General features: G+C 70.9%; 15 protein-coding genes and 2 pseudogenes. 4 read left to right on the top strand and 13 right to left on the bottom strand.

Features of this window, described 5'->3' with window-relative positions; genetic code table 11:
* The first annotated feature begins 65 nt into the window (after nucleotides 1–65).
* Nucleotides 66–323, top strand: a complete 258-nt coding sequence (locus H590_RS0106450; protein WP_028702912.1) for a DUF3039 domain-containing protein — start codon at nucleotides 66–68, stop codon at nucleotides 321–323.
* A gap of 208 nt (nucleotides 324–531) precedes the next feature.
* Here the strand turns inward: H590_RS0106450 and aroQ are convergent.
* The 5 genes and pseudogenes from aroQ to H590_RS15320 all read right to left on the bottom strand — a co-directional run.
* Nucleotides 532–960 (bottom strand): annotated as a pseudogene (aroQ, locus tag H590_RS15340) (type II 3-dehydroquinate dehydratase); the annotation flags it as partial.
* Nucleotides 961–962: 2 nt separating this feature from the next.
* A complete protein-coding gene (locus H590_RS15335) occupies nucleotides 963–1,943 on the bottom strand; it encodes a cation diffusion facilitator family transporter (RefSeq protein ID WP_036981319.1) in 981 nt (326 codons plus the stop codon).
* Nucleotides 1,940–3,011: pseudogene (locus tag H590_RS15330) on the bottom strand (phosphoheptose isomerase). The gene H590_RS15335 and the pseudogene H590_RS15330 overlap by 4 nt, the downstream one beginning before the upstream one ends.
* The gene (locus H590_RS19350) at nucleotides 3,008–3,331 is read right to left on the bottom strand and encodes a Trm112 family protein (RefSeq protein ID WP_331855824.1); all 324 of its coding nucleotides are present in this window, start codon (nucleotides 3,329–3,331) and stop codon (nucleotides 3,008–3,010) included. Before H590_RS19350 ends, H590_RS15330 begins: the two are co-directional and overlap by 4 nt.
* Nucleotides 3,332–3,461: 130 nt before the next feature.
* Nucleotides 3,462–3,875 (bottom strand): DUF3499 domain-containing protein, encoded by a 414-nt coding sequence (locus H590_RS15320; protein ID WP_084149320.1) that lies wholly within the window; start codon nucleotides 3,873–3,875, stop codon nucleotides 3,462–3,464.
* Between the two features lie 50 nt (nucleotides 3,876–3,925).
* Between H590_RS15320 and H590_RS0106420 the strand changes: the two genes are divergently transcribed.
* Entirely contained in the window at nucleotides 3,926–4,348 is a 423-nt protein-coding gene (locus H590_RS0106420) for a metallopeptidase family protein (protein WP_028702911.1), read from the top strand.
* A 62-nt stretch (nucleotides 4,349–4,410) separates the two neighbouring features.
* Here H590_RS0106420 and H590_RS15315 read toward each other — a convergent pair whose 3' ends face one another.
* The 5 genes from H590_RS15315 to H590_RS0106395 form a co-directional block, all read right to left on the bottom strand.
* Nucleotides 4,411–5,904: a DUF5719 family protein gene (locus H590_RS15315; RefSeq protein ID WP_051238244.1), complete on the bottom strand. Its 1,494-nt coding sequence runs from the start codon at nucleotides 5,902–5,904 to the stop codon at nucleotides 4,411–4,413.
* Complete coding sequence (locus H590_RS0106410) at nucleotides 5,904–9,200, bottom strand: glycosyl transferase (protein ID WP_028702910.1); 3,297 nt, start codon at nucleotides 9,198–9,200, stop codon at nucleotides 5,904–5,906. Before H590_RS0106410 ends, H590_RS15315 begins: the two co-directional genes overlap by 1 nt.
* A gap of 138 nt (nucleotides 9,201–9,338) precedes the next feature.
* Nucleotides 9,339–9,596: a WhiB family transcriptional regulator gene (locus H590_RS0106405; protein ID WP_028702909.1), complete on the bottom strand. Its 258-nt coding sequence runs from the start codon at nucleotides 9,594–9,596 to the stop codon at nucleotides 9,339–9,341.
* A gap of 133 nt (nucleotides 9,597–9,729) precedes the next feature.
* On the bottom strand, nucleotides 9,730–10,293 hold the full coding sequence (locus H590_RS15310) for a hypothetical protein (protein WP_051238243.1): 564 nt from the start codon (nucleotides 10,291–10,293) through the stop codon (nucleotides 9,730–9,732).
* Entirely contained in the window at nucleotides 10,290–11,366 is a 1,077-nt protein-coding gene (locus H590_RS0106395) for a mannose-1-phosphate guanylyltransferase (RefSeq protein ID WP_028702908.1), read from the bottom strand. Before H590_RS0106395 ends, H590_RS15310 begins: the two co-directional genes overlap by 4 nt.
* A gap of 161 nt (nucleotides 11,367–11,527) precedes the next feature.
* Here H590_RS0106395 and H590_RS18895 point away from each other — a divergent pair, with 161 nt between their 5' ends.
* Entirely contained in the window at nucleotides 11,528–12,292 is a 765-nt protein-coding gene (locus tag H590_RS18895; RefSeq protein ID WP_036981317.1) for a TIGR03089 family protein, read from the top strand.
* Here the strand turns inward: H590_RS18895 and H590_RS15300 are convergent.
* Nucleotides 12,282–13,367 carry a glycosyltransferase family 2 protein gene (locus tag H590_RS15300; protein WP_036981403.1) on the bottom strand — a complete coding sequence of 362 codons (1,086 nt, stop codon included), beginning with the start codon at nucleotides 13,365–13,367 and terminating at the stop codon, nucleotides 12,282–12,284. The genes H590_RS18895 and H590_RS15300 overlap by 11 nt on opposite strands.
* A 529-nt stretch (nucleotides 13,368–13,896) precedes the next feature.
* On the opposite strand from H590_RS15300, the gene H590_RS0106380 reads away from it, so the two are divergent.
* Nucleotides 13,897–14,805, top strand: coding sequence for an LCP family protein (locus tag H590_RS0106380; protein WP_476760478.1), 909 nt, complete (start codon nucleotides 13,897–13,899; stop codon nucleotides 14,803–14,805).
* A gap of 87 nt (nucleotides 14,806–14,892) precedes the next feature.
* Here the strand turns inward: H590_RS0106380 and purE are convergent, their stop codons facing one another.
* Nucleotides 14,893–15,525, bottom strand: coding sequence for a 5-(carboxyamino)imidazole ribonucleotide mutase (gene purE, locus H590_RS15295; protein WP_051238242.1), 633 nt, complete (start codon nucleotides 15,523–15,525; stop codon nucleotides 14,893–14,895).
* Nucleotides 15,518–16,711: a 5-(carboxyamino)imidazole ribonucleotide synthase gene (locus H590_RS0106370; protein WP_269471524.1), complete on the bottom strand. Its 1,194-nt coding sequence runs from the start codon at nucleotides 16,709–16,711 to the stop codon at nucleotides 15,518–15,520. Before H590_RS0106370 ends, purE begins: the two co-directional genes overlap by 8 nt.
* Nucleotides 16,712–16,837 lie beyond the last annotated feature (126 nt).

Genomic DNA, 16,837 nt, shown 5'->3' with positions numbered 1-16,837 from the left:
GACCCGGGCTTCGCCAACAGCCGATCGCCTCGGGGCGCGAATCCCGGCGAGCCTACAATCCAGGCATGAGTACGCAGTCTGCACCCGGGTCCGAGACCGTCCTCGATGAACGGACCCAACCCGCATTCGAGGACGGCGACGCCGAGCGGTTCTCGCATTATGTTCCCAAGGCGAAACTCACCGACGCGATGGTCAACGGCACCCCGGTGGTCGCCCTGTGCGGGAAGGTGTGGGTGCCGACCCGCAATCCCGAGCGGTTCCCGGTCTGCCCCGAGTGCAAGGAGATCTGGGAGTCCCTCAATCCAGGCAAGCCGGGCAAGTGAGCTGAACCTGCGCCGCTCCGCGCGAGTTCGCGACGGGATCACCCGCCGGCCGGTGGGTGATCCCGTCGCTCCGCCCTGCAGCGGGACTCAGCTGCGGGACTCAGCTGCGGGGATCGAGGCCGGCGTCGGGTCCGCCGGTGATGGCGCTCTGCACCGCTCCACGGTTGATCTGAGGAGGTTCGGGCAGGTCCTCCTGGGGATGTTCCATCAGCGCTGTGATGTGCTCGAGGGCGTAGTCGTAGCCGGAGGCACCGAGACCGATGATGGTGCCGGTGACATAGGCCGAGACGACGCTGTGGTGCCGGAACTCCTCGCGGGTCGCGATATTCGACAGGTGCACCTCGATGGCGGGCGCCTCGAGCTGGGCGACGGCGTCGGCGATCGCGATCGAGTAGTGGCTCCAGGCGGCCGGGTTGATGACCACCGGGATGCGGTTGTCGGCGGCCTCGTGGAGCCAGTCGATCATCTGGGCCTCGGCGTCGGTCTGGCGGACATCGACCCTCAGGCCGAGATCATGGCCGACGGCGACCAGGTGTTCGCGCAGCGCCGCATGGGTGAGGGTCCCGTATATCTGAGGCTCGCGGCGACCCAGCCGGCCCAGGTTGGGACCGTTGAGCACCAGGACATGAGTGGCCATGATCAGTTCTCCTTCGTACCTCGAGGCGCACCGGGGCGGGATTCGACCCCTCGCAGAATGTCAGGTTCCAGGTAGAGCGGCCCGACGGTGGGGACCGCGGCACGCACCCTCGCCTCGGCGGCGTCGATGATCCGCGCCACCTCGCTGGCCGAGTCCCCCGGCGCGACCGCGATCTTGGCCGCCAGAAGAATCGTCTCGGGCCCCAGGTGAACGGTGCGCATGTGGATGACCCGCTCGACGCCGTCGGTGCCGGTCAGCGCGGTCCCGATCGCCTCTCGGTCAGCAGGACTGGCCGACTCCCCCTCCAGCAGGGAGATCATCTCCCGGCCCAGGATCACCGCGACCACCACCAGCAGCAGGCCGATGCACCCGGAGCCGAGGGCGTCGAAGATGTCGTTGCCGGTGATCAGGGTGAGCCCGATGCCGAGCAGGGCGAAGACCAGGCCGAGCACGGCCGCGGAGTCCTCCAGCATCACCACCGGCAGCTCGGGAGCCTTGGACTGGCGGATGAACTGGATCACCGACAGGTGAGCGCGCGCCCGGTGGGTCTCCCTCAGCGCGGTGCGCAGGCTCAGCGACTCGGCGACCAGTGCGACGAGCACCACCACGAGGGGGATCCACCACCATCTGGAGGCGGCCAGCTCGTCGTGCTCCCCGGCACGCACCGCGACGATCTTCTGGTAGCACTCGTAGAGGGCGAACAGCCCACCGAGGCTGAACAGCACGATGGCGACGATGAAGGCGGCCAGGTAGCGGGCCCGCCCATGACCGAAGGGGTGGTTCTCATCGGGTTCCCGCCGGGAGGCCCGGCCCCCGAGGATCAGCAGCACCTGGTTGCCGGTGTCGGCGGTGGAGTGGATCGCCTCGGCGAGCATCGAGGAGGCGCCGGTGAGGGCCCAGGCCACGAACTTCGTCGCGGCGATTCCCAGGTTCGCCGCCGCGGCGGCGAGGATCGCCCTCCTGCTGCCCTCCTCCGCGCTCATCGGGCGCCGGCCCTGCTGTCGAGAACCAGCCGGTCGAGCCCCAGGGCCAGGTAGGCCGCGGAGAACCGGCCCTGCAGCAGCAGGGTGACGTAGCGGTCGACCGGGCCGGCCTCCTCCATTCCCAGCGGCAGCCCGATCCTGCGTGCGGAGACGTCGTGCTGGCGGCAGGCGGCCTCCAGCCGCGCTCTGCCCTCGGCGTCGCCGGCCTCGCCGTCGTCCATCACGACCAGCACCGGTCGGGTGGGCAGACCGTCGATCTCCGGGTCGGCGAACGGGTCGCGCACCGGGGTGCCGGTGATCACCGGCATCAGGGCGTCGGCGTCGGCGGACAGGGCGGCCCTGCCGCTGGCCCGGCGCAGCGCCTCGGCGCACCGTCTGGCCGATCGCGCGGCCAGTACCGACCCTCCCCACAGCAGCGGGTCGGCGTCGGCCAGGGCGCAGGCCATCTCCTTGGCAGGATTGGTGGCCAGGTCGTGGTGGGGGGGAGGCCGCCTCGGCGACCAGGTCAGCGGCCCGGGCGACCTGTTCCGGGTCGACGTGCGGGCCGATCCCGATCTGGCCGAGCAGGGCCAGCACCACCACCGCCGCCGACATCGGGTCGCCGCTGAGCACCGGAAGCCGCACCGCCGAGCGGTGACCGGCGGCCCGCCAGGCCGAGGACCCGTCGCGGCCGGCGAGCAGGATCCCCGCACCGCGCCGTTCGGCCTCGGCCACCGACTCCAGGCAGGACTGGGCGGGGGCGGCACCCAGCAGGTCGGTCTCGGTGTCCAGGGCGACCACGAGATCCAGCGGCCCCACCCAGGCGGGCAGCCGATCGAAGGGCCAGGCGACCATCGGAACCGGACAGACCGGTTCGAGCACCGAGCGGACCAGTCTGGCCTCAGGGCCGACCACCAGCACCCCGCGGGGTCGCTCCAGATCGGTGGCGGCCAGCCGGGCGGAGGCGTCCAGCTCGGTCGCGTCGGAGCGGATCCGTGCGCCGGTGCTGGCCAGGTAGCGCAGTGCGGCCTCGGCCGGACCGGGCAGTGCGGAGGTCTCGAGCCGGGAGTCCTCGAAGGCGCCGCTCACCGGTCGGCCTCGCCCTGATCGGCATCGGTGCCGGTGCTGTCAGACCCGGTGCTGTCAGACCCCGCGCGGTCAGACCCGGTGCTGCCGGTCGACGGGGCGGGGTCCGGCACCTCATCGGCGGGACGCCGGGCGGCGTCGATCCTCAGGTCGGGAACCCCGTCGTGGACCGGGAAGGCCAGGCCGCAGTCGGGGCTGGAGCAGACCAGCTCCCCCAGGTCATAGTCGAGGGCGAACTTGGAGTGACACTGCGGACAGGCGGCAATCTCGAGGAAGGCCGCTGACAGGTCGAGAGCCTCAGGTGTGGCGGGAAGATCGGACATGCCGGGCGCAACTCCTCACGATCGCAGGACCTGCGGGTCGTGGCCGACCCGGGGCCGCACCGTCTGCTGGAGCGGTGCGGCAACAGGTCCCGCATGGATGCAGAACCAATAGGGATATCGGGTCCCCAGCCTAGTGCCCCCGGTGACCGGCGTGGCGAGGTCGCGGCTCCGGCTGCGCCGAGGAGTCGACGATGACGCTGAGGTGGCCGCGCTGGGCGACCACCCGCACGGAGTCCGGATCGGGGTCGACGGGGCTGTCGGGGATCACCTCGTCATCGAGCATGCCGGCCTCGCGCACCGCTCGGGCCAGCGCCATCAGGTCGTCGTCGGCGGTGATCGCCGGGGCGTCATCGACCCCGGGCAGTCGGATGACCTCCCAGCCGCGGGGGGCCGACATCACCCCGTAGTGCTCCCGGCACAGGTCATAGGAGCCCGGCTCGTGCGCCGGGCCGAGAGGCCCCAGGACGACGGTGGACTCGGCGTAGACGTAGGTCAACGTCGCCACTGCTGGCCGCGAGCAGCCAGACCGCGAACACTCTCTCACCCGCCGGAGACTACGCCGCGGTGCTCACCGGTACCACTACCGTGGGGTGCATGTCGTCTCGTCGTGATCGTCATGGCCGGGGAATGCGCGGACCTCTGGTCGTGCCCGCCGCCCTCGGCGGGGTGGTGCCCTCGCCACGTCCGACCCGCTCGGAGTTCTTCGCGGAGGCCGTCGGGTCGGCCCTGGCGCGGATCTCACAGACCTGCCCGGCGGCCCTGGACCGGCTGGTGGTGGGTGTCGAGGATGTTCCCGAGAGGCAGTCCTTCATCGAGAATCACGTGCCACTCACCTCGGCCCAGGACGGCGACGAGCACCATCCGGCCAAGGTGGTGCTGTTCCGACGTCCGCTGGAGATGAGGGCGGCCACTCCTCAGGGCCTGGTGATCCTGGTGCACCGCACCCTGGTCGAGCAGCTCAGCGCGCTCACCGGGCTGCCGGTCGACGTCATCGACCCGGGGGCCGAGTTCGACTGACCGGGCAGCCGGTCACCGCGCGGCCGGCCGCGCGGTGACCGGCACCGCGGTCCGGAGGCCGGTCAGGACAGTTGGGCGTCGACCGAGATCCGGGTGGCCCGGGTGTTCCCGCTCACCACCGACAGCGGCACCGATGACAGTCCGGTGGCGGAGTACCAGACCCCTCCGATGACGGCGTGGTCGGCGTTCACGAGCAGATGGCCCGCATCCGTGCCCAGTCCGCGCGTCCAGGTGGTGCCGGCGGCCAGGGATGCGCTGAACCTCACCGTCTGGCCCTTGACCGTCCGGTAGCTGCCGCTGATCCGGGTGACCTGGTCGGTGGGGTTCGACAGGGAGACGGTCCCCCCGCGTGGAGCAGCGGTCTGCAGGCTGGTCGCGGCCGCAGCCGGCGTCGCCATCGCGACATCCTTGCCCCGGGTCGCCATCAGCTGGGCGCTCACCGGGGTGCTGGCGCTCACCGACAGACCGACGGCCTCACCGGCCAGCGCCTTGCTGAGGTCCACCGCGATCGTGCTGTTCGGCTCGACCTCGATGTCATCGGCCCCCTCGGGCGTGAAGGACCCGCCGGCGGCCAGCGCACTGACCTTCACGGTGGCTCTGCCAGATCCCGGGTTGGACACCAGGAGCTCGGAGGCGGTGGCGCCCGCGGGCACCGCGGGGATGGACAGGTTCTGTGCGGGCGAACTCATCGCGACGGTCTCCGCACCGACGGCCCCACGGCTTCTGGCAACCGCGACGATCCGGCCGGTGTCGCTGGTCACGGTCGCGGAGACCGGCGAGTTGCCGGGGGCCCACACCGACAGCGGCAGCACCTTGCTGGCGCCGGCGGCGATGCTGATCCCACGGGACCCGGTGGCGTCGATGGCCCCCTTGGCCCCACTCAGGGAGACGTCGACAGTGGTGTCCTCGGACTCGGAGTTGGTCACCATGAGGTCGGAGATGCTCGGGTCGGCGACGATCACGGTGCCGCCGGTGGAGGCGGTGACGCAACTGGTCCAGGCGCTGGTGGCGCCCGCCCCCGACCCCACCAGACTCATCGTGGTGGCGGTGGGACGTCCCTGGCCGCTCACCGACCGCACCAGCCGGGCGCCGGTGCCGATCGCCCCGGACATCGGCACCCGGACCTGCTGGGGGGCGCCGCCGAGATCGGAGACGTGCAACTGCGCGCTGGTGGATCCCACCGCCATCTGGGCGGTCTGCTGGGAGGGGGGACAGACCAGGGTCTGTCCGGGCATCACGGTGGTGGCCCGACCCCGGTCGAGCTGCTGGGCCGGGATGAGGGAGACTCCTGTCCCCACGACCAGGGCCAGCGCGGCGAATCCCACCGCGCAGATGATCCCGCCCCTCACGGCGGTGCGCCGCGAGTGCTGACGGTGACCCGCCGAGGAATCCCCCAGCGTCTGCGCGGCACGATCCTGATGATCCGCCGCCGGGGCCGCGCCCTCGGCCCGGTCTCCGTGACGGGGGACGGCCCTGCGGGCGTCAGTGCCGTCCTGGTCGACCTCCTGGGAGTTCTGCGGGTCGTCGTCGGCGCGGCGTGCTCTACGCGGCTCCATCAGTCCACCTCCAGGGATCGGCGCGGCGCCGGGGCCCGGCGCGAGGCATTCGGTCCGGCGATGATGAGCAGGATCAGGACCGCACCCATCTCGATGGCGGCGGCCCAGCCCTGGGTGGGCATCCGCCAGTCGAGCTGACCGGCCGCCCCGCCCAGCGCGTAGCTCTGGCCATATCCGCCGGAGGGCCGTCCGGACTGCTGGAGCAGGGTGCCGCCGACTCTCACCTGCCACCGGTCGTCCCGTGGTTCGAGGATCACCACGGACCGCCCCGAACCGCCGGCCGGCACGGTCTCGGCGACCGGGCTGAGGGTCCGGCCGGTGACCAGCCGTGCTCTCGACGGACTCCCGTTGACGGTCCACACGGTACTGGTGGAGTCGGCGGTGGCGGAGGTGAGTCCGGAGGCATTGCTCACCTGGGAGACGACGTCGTCACCGGCTCCCCGCATCCAGACATGCCCGATTCCCAGGGCGGTGAGCTGGCTCGCCAGGTCCTCACCGACATCGCCCGCCGAGATCGACTGGGCGAGCTGGGTGGCGGCCCCCCGGATGGCGGGATCGGTCGAGATCGCGGCATGCTCCCCGGATCCCCACCGGGGGCTGCGCGAGTCGACCAGGTTCCAGGTGGTCCGGCCATCCTGGACCAGGATCATCAGGGTCCGGGTGCGCCGCGGGGAGTCCTCCACCGCGGTGACATAGGCCGGCAGTTTCGTCGAGACGCGGTGCAGGGGCTGTCCGGCGCCGGCGATGATCCACCAGGCCACATTGCCGACCATGCCGACGATGAGCACAACGGGCAGTATCTTCCGGCTCCATCGCGCCATGAGCTGGCCGAGGCTGGGCGAGTCCCCCAGTTCATCGTCGGTCTGCTCGGCCTGGGCCTTGACGACCGCCCCCTGCCAGGCCATCGCGATGAGAACCATCAGGCATCCCAGACCGAGCAGCTGCCAGCTCTCGACGTCGGGATGGACCTGGCTCCCCCACAGTCGCACGAGCCGGCGGGCACTGGTCCCGGCGACCAGGAAGCACACCAGGCCGGCGATCGCCACCGCGACAACCAGCACCCTGCTGCGGTGCGGGGCGCCTCCTCTGGGCGGGTGGCGGAACAGCCAGGTGAGCGCCCACAGCACCGCGAGCCACAGCGGGAGGGTGCCCACCAGCAGCAGCCACAGGGGGGCCGCGCCGTCACTGACGCCTCCTCCCACCAGGACCAGGAGTCCGCCCGTGGTGCTTCCGACGCCGGTGAGCAGCGGGTCGGCGCCGGTGAGCAGCCGGGTCGGTGAACTCCAGACCCGCACCAGCCACGGACCGAGGACCACGACCGGCCCCAGCGCCGCCAGCAGGGCCGGGCGCCACAGCCTCCGGTCGCGACAACACGCCCCCACCAGGCCGACGACCGCCAGCGCCCAGATCGACGGGGTGAAGGAGGCCGCCACAGCGGTCCAGAAGGCCAGTGCCCCGGCGGTGCGCCAGGGATCCGGACTGTGTCCGCCGGCCCCCCACAGGTCTTCGAGATCGATCGTCTCCGGGGACAGCAGCCGCCACATGTGCAGGGCGAGCTGCGGGATCACCACACCCATCGCCAGACCGGTGATCGACCCGCGCGCGATGCTGCCGGTGAGCACCGGCAGCATCGCCCAGGTGACCGACAGCAGGACGGCCGGGACGCCGAGACCCATGATCCGCCGGTTCACCCGGTGGGCCGACATCGCGGCCAGCAGGGGACTCAGGATGAGTGCGGCCCGCGCGAAGATCTCGGGCTGTCCGAAGGCGATCGTCGACCCCAGAGCGGAGATGCTCAGCCAGACGGCGTTGCCGCCGGGCTCCCCAGGAGTGGCACCCAGCCATGCCGCCCAGGCACCGCGCAGCCCGTCGGGGGCCGGCCCCAGCCAGCTGGAGACGACATCGCCGGAACCGAACAGGCCCCGTCCCGCCACCAGCCCGACCAGCAGCATGCCGACAAGCATGGTGCCGTAGGGATTGATCACGGTGTGGTGCTCGCGGGCCTCCGACTCGTCGCCGGTGAGCTCATCGATCGAGGTGCCCAGATCGGCGTCCCGGTCGGGGTGCAGCCGGTCGCTCACGTTGCCGGCGAACTGGTCGGCGATCCGGGCCCAGACCCTGCGCCGGGTGGGCAGCAGCCGCCTGGTGCTGGAGATCTGGTCGGGGTCGCAGGTCTGCCGGAAGGCGCGCACCCGCTCGGCCATCTCGCGATTCTCGGCGCCTGTGCGCCACAGCCTGAACCCGGCCCTCAACTCGTCGAGAGCACGGCCCGGGGCCTTGCCCAGAAGCAGGATGAGAGCCCGGCCGATGCACTCCAGGAACAGCGCCAGGGCGGTCCTGCCCGGGTGGGCGGAGCGAGCGGTGACCATCCTCATCCCGGCCAGCAGGTCGGTGAGATCGGGACGGCGGGCCAGGGTCGAGTCGCGCTCCCAGCCGCGACCTGCCTGGCGGTGGTGCAGGGCGCAGCTGGGTGCGGTGCGCACCACCAGTCCCGCCTCGTTGGCCCGCCAGCCCAGATCGACCCCGTCACGGAACAGCGGCAGCGCCGGATCGAACCCGCCGACCCGTCGCCAGGCCGCCACGGACAGGAACATGCCGGCAGTCGATCCGCCGAGCACCGTCACCGGATCGGACTGGTGCTGGTTGATGTCTCCCTTGTCGATGACGGGCAGCACCCGCGACCCGGTCGAGGTGAGGGTCTGGCCCTGCTCATCGATGACGTCGGGATAGTTCCGTCGGGCCGGGCGCAGCAGGGTCGGGTAGCAGACGTCGGCCTGCGGTGGGCGGGAGACCTCCACCAGCATCTGGTGCAGGCTCTCGGGGCTCACCATCAGGTCGTCGTGCAGGATCCACAGATGGGTGATGTCGTCGGGAAGTGAGGCCATCGCCCGGGACACCGCCTGTCCCGGGGGCTCGGTCGCCGGAGCCTCGAGCACCTCCTCGAGGAACCCGTCGTGCTGGGCGGCAGCCAGCAGTGCGGCCGACCCGTCGACCGAACCCATGTCCACCGCGACGGTGACTCCGGGTCGGTCCTGAAGAGCAGCAAGACCACTGAGCGTGGCGGGCAGCCACTCCTCGGCCTGATGGACCAGAAGGATCGCGGCGACCTGGTCGGGCGAGATGTCGGTGGGCGGCTTCGGGGCGGGCCGGTGGGCCCACTCCCAGTCCTCCTCGAGCACTGGCACCGAGGGGACGACTGGGATGGTCCAGTCGGTCAATCCCTCGTCGGTGCGGGGCGGCTCGCCCCCGGCCGGCACCGGGGTGGTGCCCGCGGTCTCTCCGGTCTGTTCACTCACGATGACAACCCATCCTTGCCCTTCGATGTCCGCGGTGCGGACTGACGGCGGCATCCGGTCCCCGGACATTGAGTGGGGAGTCTAGTCGGCGATCGTGTACCTGGGGCTCTCGACGCGGTTTACGGTCATGACGGATCGTCACGCACTGCGCTTGATCCGGCGCCTCTCCATCTCGGACAGACCGCCCCAGATGCCGAACCGCTCGTCATTGCGCAGAGCGTATTCCAGGCACTCGGCCTGGACCTCGCAGTGCTCGCAGATCCGCTTGGCCTCGCGGGTCGATCCACCCTTCTCGGGGAAGAAGGCCTCCGGATCGGTCTGGGCGCACAGCCCGCGTTCCTGCCACGACTCGGTCCCGTCGCCAACTCCGGACAACGGCGGAAAAAGCTCCCCCATACGAACTCCTCGGGCTCTGGTGGCAAGTGGTTTCACACACCTGGTCGGTCATCTCGGCAGTTCCACCGCGACAGCTCCGGCCTGCGCAATCCATAAGTTACACGGGTGTCGTTCGTGACGCGACCCGTTGTCGTCATTTATCCTGACCCACCCCGTCGGGCCGACCCCGCCCCTCGTCGGGGGCCGGCGAGCCCAGCACGGACCGGTCCTCGTCATGGCGGCGCGACATCATCAGCAGGACGACCGCAACGGCCGCCTTGACCACCACGACGAGAAGGTCACCGACCAGGCCCAGGATGATCCCGATCACCCCGCCCGGAGCACCGATCAGGGACAGCACCGCCAGCACAAGATCGGCAGAACCGGAGACCGCGACCACCGCCCCGACCGCGAGACACACCTGACGACAGTGCCGGGTGGCGGGATTCACCAGCCGACAGGCGACCACTGCCGCCACTGCCAGGGCCATCGAGCCGATCCCCAGCGAGTTCCCGGACAGTCGCCGGGAGGTCTCGAACAGGCCGCCGTGCTCGTGCAGCACCGACCAGAGGAACTCGACGACGAAGATCAGGACGGACACCGCGCAGACCGCCGCCATCGCCCAGGCGAAGGGCTCGCGAGCCCTCCTGCCGAACTCCAGGACACTCCTGAAGGTGCTCTCCGGATGGGCTCCGGGATCGCCCGACTGCGAGCTCACGCGAACTCGCCACCCTGTTCGGCGGCCACCTTGGCGACCAGCTCCTTGACCTTCTGCGAGTCGGCCAGGGGCACCACCAGGGTGGCCCGATCGGTGGCGATCACCGCCATCCGGTGAAGTCCGGCAACTGCCAGCACGGAGTCCGGACGCTGATTCATCAGCAGATTGCCGTCGGAGTCCAGGCAGATGGTCATCCCGGTGTGCCGGTTGCCCTCCTGATCGGGGGGAAGGTGCGGGGCCAGGCTCTGGTAGGAGCCCACGTCGTACCACTGGACGTCCAGCGGCACCGCCACCACGTGGGCGTCCGCCTCGCCTCGCGAGACCGGCTCCATCACCGAGAAGTCCACCGAGATCTTCTCCAGCCTGGGGTAGATCTGCGCGAGTCTGGAGGGTTCGGCGACCAGCTGGTCGACTCCGGAACGGACCGCCGGACGGAGCTGGCCGAGGACGTCCAGCAGGGTCTGGGCGCGCCAGACGAACATTCCGGAGTTCCACCAGTAGTTCCCCGAGTCCAGGTACCGGCGGGCGGTCTCGGCGTCGGGCTTCTCGGTGAACTCGACGACCTCGCAGGCCGGCGGGTCGTCGGCGATCTGCTGGCCACGCCTCAGGTAGCCGAAACCGGTGTTGGCCTCGGTGGGCACCACGCCGAAGGTCACCAGGGCGCGCGCATCGCCCTCGGCGATCCGGAAGGCCCCGTCGAGGGCGGCGCGGAAGTCGGGCACCGGCCGGATGATGTGGTCGGCGGTGACGGTGGCCAGAGTGGCCTGCGGATCCCTGGCGGCGATGATCCCGGCGGGCCAGGCGACAGCGGCCAGGGAGTCACGACCGACCGGTTCGCCGAGGATGTTCTCCGCGGGGAGCTCGGGCAGCTGGGTCGCCACCACATCGGCGTAGTCCGCACCGGTGCAGACCACGATGTTCTCGTCGGGGACCAGACCGCGCACCCGTTCGTAGGACATCCGCAACAGGCTGAGTCCGTCGATGAGTTCCAGAAGCTGTTTGGGTTCACCCTGGTGCGACAGGGGCCACAGGCGAGTGCCCGAGCCCCCGGCGATGATGAGGACGTGACGCATGGCCTCAGCCTAGCGGGGCGGACGGCTCCGGGACTGCTCTCCGAGGGACGAGACGAGATCACGAGACGATCCCGCCCGCCACCCCCCACACATCGCCCTTGGCACGCGCTGCGAGAGGCCACGACGAGACCGCGGGCACGCGTCCGCGGCACAATGCCAGCATGGTTCAGCTCTCCCGCACCCCCTCCTCCACCCCGGGCCCTCGTCCCGCCGCCGGCGACCCGGTGTCCACCCTCGCCCAACGGATCGGTGAGTCGGGAGCCGGGCCCCTGGTGACCTGGTACCGGGGGCCGGACCGGGTGGAGCTGTCCACCCGCACCGTCGGCACCTGGGTCGCCAAGACCGTTCATCTGATGTCAGAGGAGGGGGTGGGCCGGGGAGACCTGGTCCACCTGCAGGTCCTCTCCTCGCACCCGCTGCACTGGGTGAGCTGCTGCTGGCTGCTGGCCACCTGGTGGTCGGGGGCCACCCCCAGCGTGCTGCCGACCGACTCGTCGAGGGCGGCCCTGGCGGTGGCCGGCCCCGATGCCACCGGCTGCGACCCACGAGTGCCGCTGGTCCAGTGCTCGCTGGAGCCGCTCGCCGGACCGTGCCAGGATCCGGTGCCCGGGGCGATCGACTACTGCGAGGCCCTGGCGATGCCCGATGAGATGCCCGGTGCCACACCCGCCCCGCTGGCGCAGACCTGGCTGGCCGACGTCGACCCGATGAATGGTCGGAGCCTGGCAGGCGTGCCGCCGGTCGCCGGTCCGCTGCTGGTGGCCACCGGCGATCCGGGAGCGACCCCGGCCCACCTCGCCGTGCTGCTGGCCGGGTGTCTCCGGGGCGGTGGGTCGCTGGTGCTGGTGGAGTCGACCGGGTCGGGCACCACGATCGAGCAGATCGCCCGTCAGGAGAGGGCCAGCCGGGACGGGCTCACTCGATGAGGGGAGGCTGCCCGGCGTCGCCGGTGTCACGGTGTCGGCGCGGCAGCCCGACCAGGAACCCGGCACCCCAGCTGAAGTGCATCACCGCGAGCACCAGGGGCAGCCGCCGGCGCACCTGACGGGGCATCGGGCGTCGCATCGCCACGCTGCCGACAGTGATCGCCGCCGCATAGCCCAGCGGCAGCCCCCAGCCCGCAAGCATCCACTGGCCGCCCGGTCTGCGGGAGTCCGCGCCGGGGAGGATCCCGGCAAGTGCGCGCACCGCACCAGCGATCCCCAGGGCGGCACCGATCACCGAGGCCGACACCGTCAGCGGGGCCGCCAGGTACCGCAGGCTCACCGAGTCGCGGTGCCGGCGCATCACCTCGCGGCGCCACTGCCCGGTGCGGAAGAACTGGCGGGCCAGCGCCCCGACCGTCGACCGCGGCCGGTAGGTGACCCTGAGGCGCGGGCTGAACCAGACCTGACGGCCCGCCTGACGCAACCGATAGTTGAGCTCCCAGTCCTGGGCGCGGTCGAAGGTGACGTCGAAGCCGTCGACGGCGAGCAGATCGGACTTGCGGAACACCCCGAGGAAGACGGTGTCGGCCGGTCCCTCCGGGGAGTCGCCAAGGTGGAAGGAGGAGGATCCCAGGCCCAGTCTGGAGGTGTAGGCCACCGCGACGGCCTGCTCGAAGGCGGTGCGGCCGCGGGCATCCATCACGCCACCGACATTGGCGGCGCCGGTGCGCTCCAGCAGCTCGACGGCGGTGGCGATGTACTCCGGTGCCAGCTCGCCGTGGGCGTCGACCCGCACGATGATGTCGTGCCGGGCGGCGGCCACCCCGATGTTGAGGGCCCGGGGAGTCGTCGCCCACGGGTTCGGAACCACCCGCACGCGGGGGTCGCGGGCGGCCAGATCCTCGGCGATCTGCTGACTGGCGTCGTGACCCGGCGCCACCACCAGGATCACCTCCATCTCACCGGGATAGCCCTGGGCCAGAATCCCGTCGACCGAGGAGGCGAGGTACTTCTCCTCATCCCTGACCGGCATGACGACGCTGACCGGTGGAGCCGGATATGTGGACGAGGACATGGTGGCCATTGTGCCAGCACCGATCCGTCGCTCGCTCCCAGCGCTGCACGCCTCGGCCCCCGGGTCCGCCTCGCGAGCCGGTCGGGACGGGGTGTCGGGACGCCGGTGCGCACCCCGCGGCTCCCGGGAGAACTACCGTGGGCACATGGCCGACCGACGAGACGAGCAATCCCGCCAGGATGACGTGGACTGGCTCTACGGCAATGACTCCACCAGCAGTGCCCGTGGCGGGACCCCGCGCGGCGCCTCACCGGGTGAGCGGCGGGACCGCGGGCCGGGTCGGTCCGGCCCGGCTGGAACTCACGGGGAGCGCGAGGATCATGTCGACCCGAGCGGCCATCCGCTGCACCCCTTCAGCTACTCCTACGACTCCTCGTCGAGCCGACCGTCCTCGTCCGGAAGGTCCCGGTCGAGAAGGGGTGCCCGCACAGACTCGCGTCGGCACCGCGATCCGGGTGGAACTCGTCCCCGGGCCGCGGCAGGTCGTCGACGACATCGCCCGCTCCGGATCCTCCGCAACCTTCTGGTGGTGTGGATCATCTGGCTGCTGGTGGTTCCGATCATCGCCCTGGTCCGGTCCAACACGGTTGACGCCACCCCCGAGGGGGATCGCCCGGACAGCCAGCCCGGCACCGCGACCCTGCTGGTCGGCACCGACCAACGGGACAACCTCAGCTCCTCCGAGCAGAAGAAGCTGGGCACCGGGACCGAGGTGGGCACCCGCACCGACACGATGCTCATCCTCTACACCCCGCCCCGCGGCAGGTCGGTGCTCATCTCGCTGCCCCGCGACTCCTTCGTGCCGATCCCGGGCCATGGCCGCAACAAGCTCAACGCCGCCTACTCGATCGGCGGCCCGAAACTGCTGATGGCGACCGTCGAGGGGGCCACCGGGCTGCGGATGGACGGCTACATGGAGATCGGTTTCGCCGGGTTCGTCGACATGGTCGACGCGGTCGGCGGGGTCAGGGTGTGCCTCCAGCGGCCGATGGTCGACAAGGACTCCCACACGAACCTGCCGGCCGGCTGCCAGACCCTCCACGGCATCGAGGCACTCGGATATGTCCGGATGCGCAAGGCAGACCCGCTGGGAGATCTCGGCCGGGTCAAGCGCCAGCAGCAGATCACCGCGGCGGTCGCCAAGAAGGTCATCAGCCCCTGGACGGCCATCAACCCGGTGCGCTACTGGCGGGTCAACATGGCGGTCGCCGAGTCCTTCCGGCGAAGCTCGGACACCTCGCTGTGGACCACCGTCAGGACCGCCACAGGTCTGATGGGGGCCGCCGGCAGCAACGGGATCAAGATCACCGTGCCGGTCGCCAGCACCGACGCCACCACCGCGGCCGGATCCTCGGTGCTGTGGGACAGGCCCAAGGCCCTGGCGCTGTTCGAGGCGCTGGCCCGTGGAGACACCTCGGTGGCCGAGCAGTACGCCTGACCGACCGGCGCCGACCGGTCGACACTGAGACTGTCAGCATTTGCCCGGTCGACACTGACCCTGTCGGCTCTGACCGTGCAGACCCGGTCAGCTCTGGCCGTGCAGCCTGACCCGCTCCCCCTTGGCCTGCGCGCTGGCCCTCAGATCCTCCTGGAAGGCCAGCATCTTCTCGGTGAGTGCGGGATCTCCGGCGGCCAGGATCCGCACCGCCAGCAGGCCGGCGTTCCTGGCATTGCCGATTCCCACCGTCGCCACCGGCACTCCGCCCGGCATCTGGACGATCGACAGGAGGGAGTCCATCCCCTCCAGGTGGGCCAACGGCACGGGGACGCCGATCACCGGCAGCGGGGTGAGAGCCGCCAACATCCCCGGCAGGTGAGCCGCTCCGCCGGCTCCGGCGATGATCACCCTGATGCCCCGTTCGTGGGCGGCCCGCCCGAACTCCACCATCTGCTCGGGCATCCGGTGGGCCGACACCACATCGGCCTCGAAGAGCACCCCGAAGTCCTTGAGCACGGCCGCGGCAGGTTCCATCGTCGGCCAGTCGGAGTCGGACCCCATCACGATGGACACCCGTGGCGAGACGACCTCCTCCTCGGCCACCCGTCGGGCCTTGGTGCGCGGTTCGGACTTGGTCCGCCGCGGCGTCCTCCTGGACTCGGGCTGCTTCCTGGACTCGGGCTGCTTCCTGGACTCGGGCTGCTTTCTCGACTCAGACATTGCGATCTCCCATGAGGTATCCGGCGGCATGGCGGGCCCGGCGCTGCACATCCTCGACGTCGGTGCCCAGGCAGGTCACGTGACCCACCTTGCGTCCCGGCCGCACCTGCTTGCCGTACAGCTCGACGTGCAGACTGCGGTCCCGGGCGAAACAGTGCTGAAGAGCACCGGTCAGATCCATCTCCGAACCCCCCAGGACATTCTCCATCACCACCACCGGTGCGGTCACCGACGGATCACCCAGCGGGAGATCCAGGACCGCCCGGATGTGGTTGGCGAACTGGCTGGTCCGGGCCCCGTGGATGGACCAGTGCCCGGTGTTGTGGGGTCGCATCGCGAGCTCATTGATGACCACCGACCCGTCGGCCCGCTCCATCAGTTCGACGGCCAGCACCCCGACCACCCCCAGCCGCCCGGCGATCCCCATCGCCATCTGCTGGATCTCGGCCTGCCGCTCGTCGCTCATCCCCGGTGCCGGGGTGGTCGTCTCCACGCAGATGCCGTCGCGCTGCACCGTCTCGCTGACCGGGTAGGCCACCCCCTGACCCGATGGGGAGCGCACCACGATCGCCGACAGCTCGCGGGTGAAGTCGACGAACTCCTCCGCAAGGATCTCGATGGGCTGCTGGCCGTCGGCCAGGCCGCCCATCGCCTCGAAGGGCTCGTCGACCTCCTCGGGGCCCTCGACCTTCCACACTCCCTTGCCGTCATACCCGCCGCGGGAGGTCTTGGCGATCACCGGCCATCCGTGGGCGTCACCGAAGGCGATCAGGTCCGCCGGGGTGTCGCACACCTGCCAGAGTGGGCAGGGCGCCCCGTCGGCGGCCGCGCGTGCCCTCATCACCGCCTTGTCCTGGGCGTGCACCAGCGCCTCGGAGCCGGGCCGGACCGCGACCCCCGCCTCCTCCATCTCCCGCAGGTACTCGGTCGGGACGTGCTCATGGTCGAAGGTGACGACGTCGCACCCCTTGGCGAAGTCCAGCACCGCGTCATGGTCCAGGTGCGAGCCGATGGTGACGTCTCTCATGACCTGGGCGGCGGACTCATCGGGGGAGGTGGCCAGCAACCGGGTGTGGACCCCCAGGGAGATCGCGGCCTGGTGCATCATCCGGGCGAGCTGACCCCCGCCGATGATGCCGACCGTGTACTGCCCCTCAGGCCGGCTGCTGCGTGCGCTGCCGGGCAGGGATGAGATCGAGGAGTCCTGCACGGACTCGTGGTGGTCAGAGTCTGAGGATGCGCTCACCCTCGTCATCCTAGAGTCTGGCGGGTAGTGCCCCGGCCCGGTGAACACCGGCCACCCGACGTCGGT

The sequence above is a fragment of the Acidipropionibacterium jensenii DSM 20535 genome (genome assembly GCF_000425285.1).
In the GTDB taxonomy this organism is placed as follows: Bacteria; Actinomycetota; Actinomycetes; order Propionibacteriales; family Propionibacteriaceae; genus Acidipropionibacterium; species Acidipropionibacterium jensenii.
This window is presented reverse-complemented; position numbering and strand designations above follow the sequence as displayed.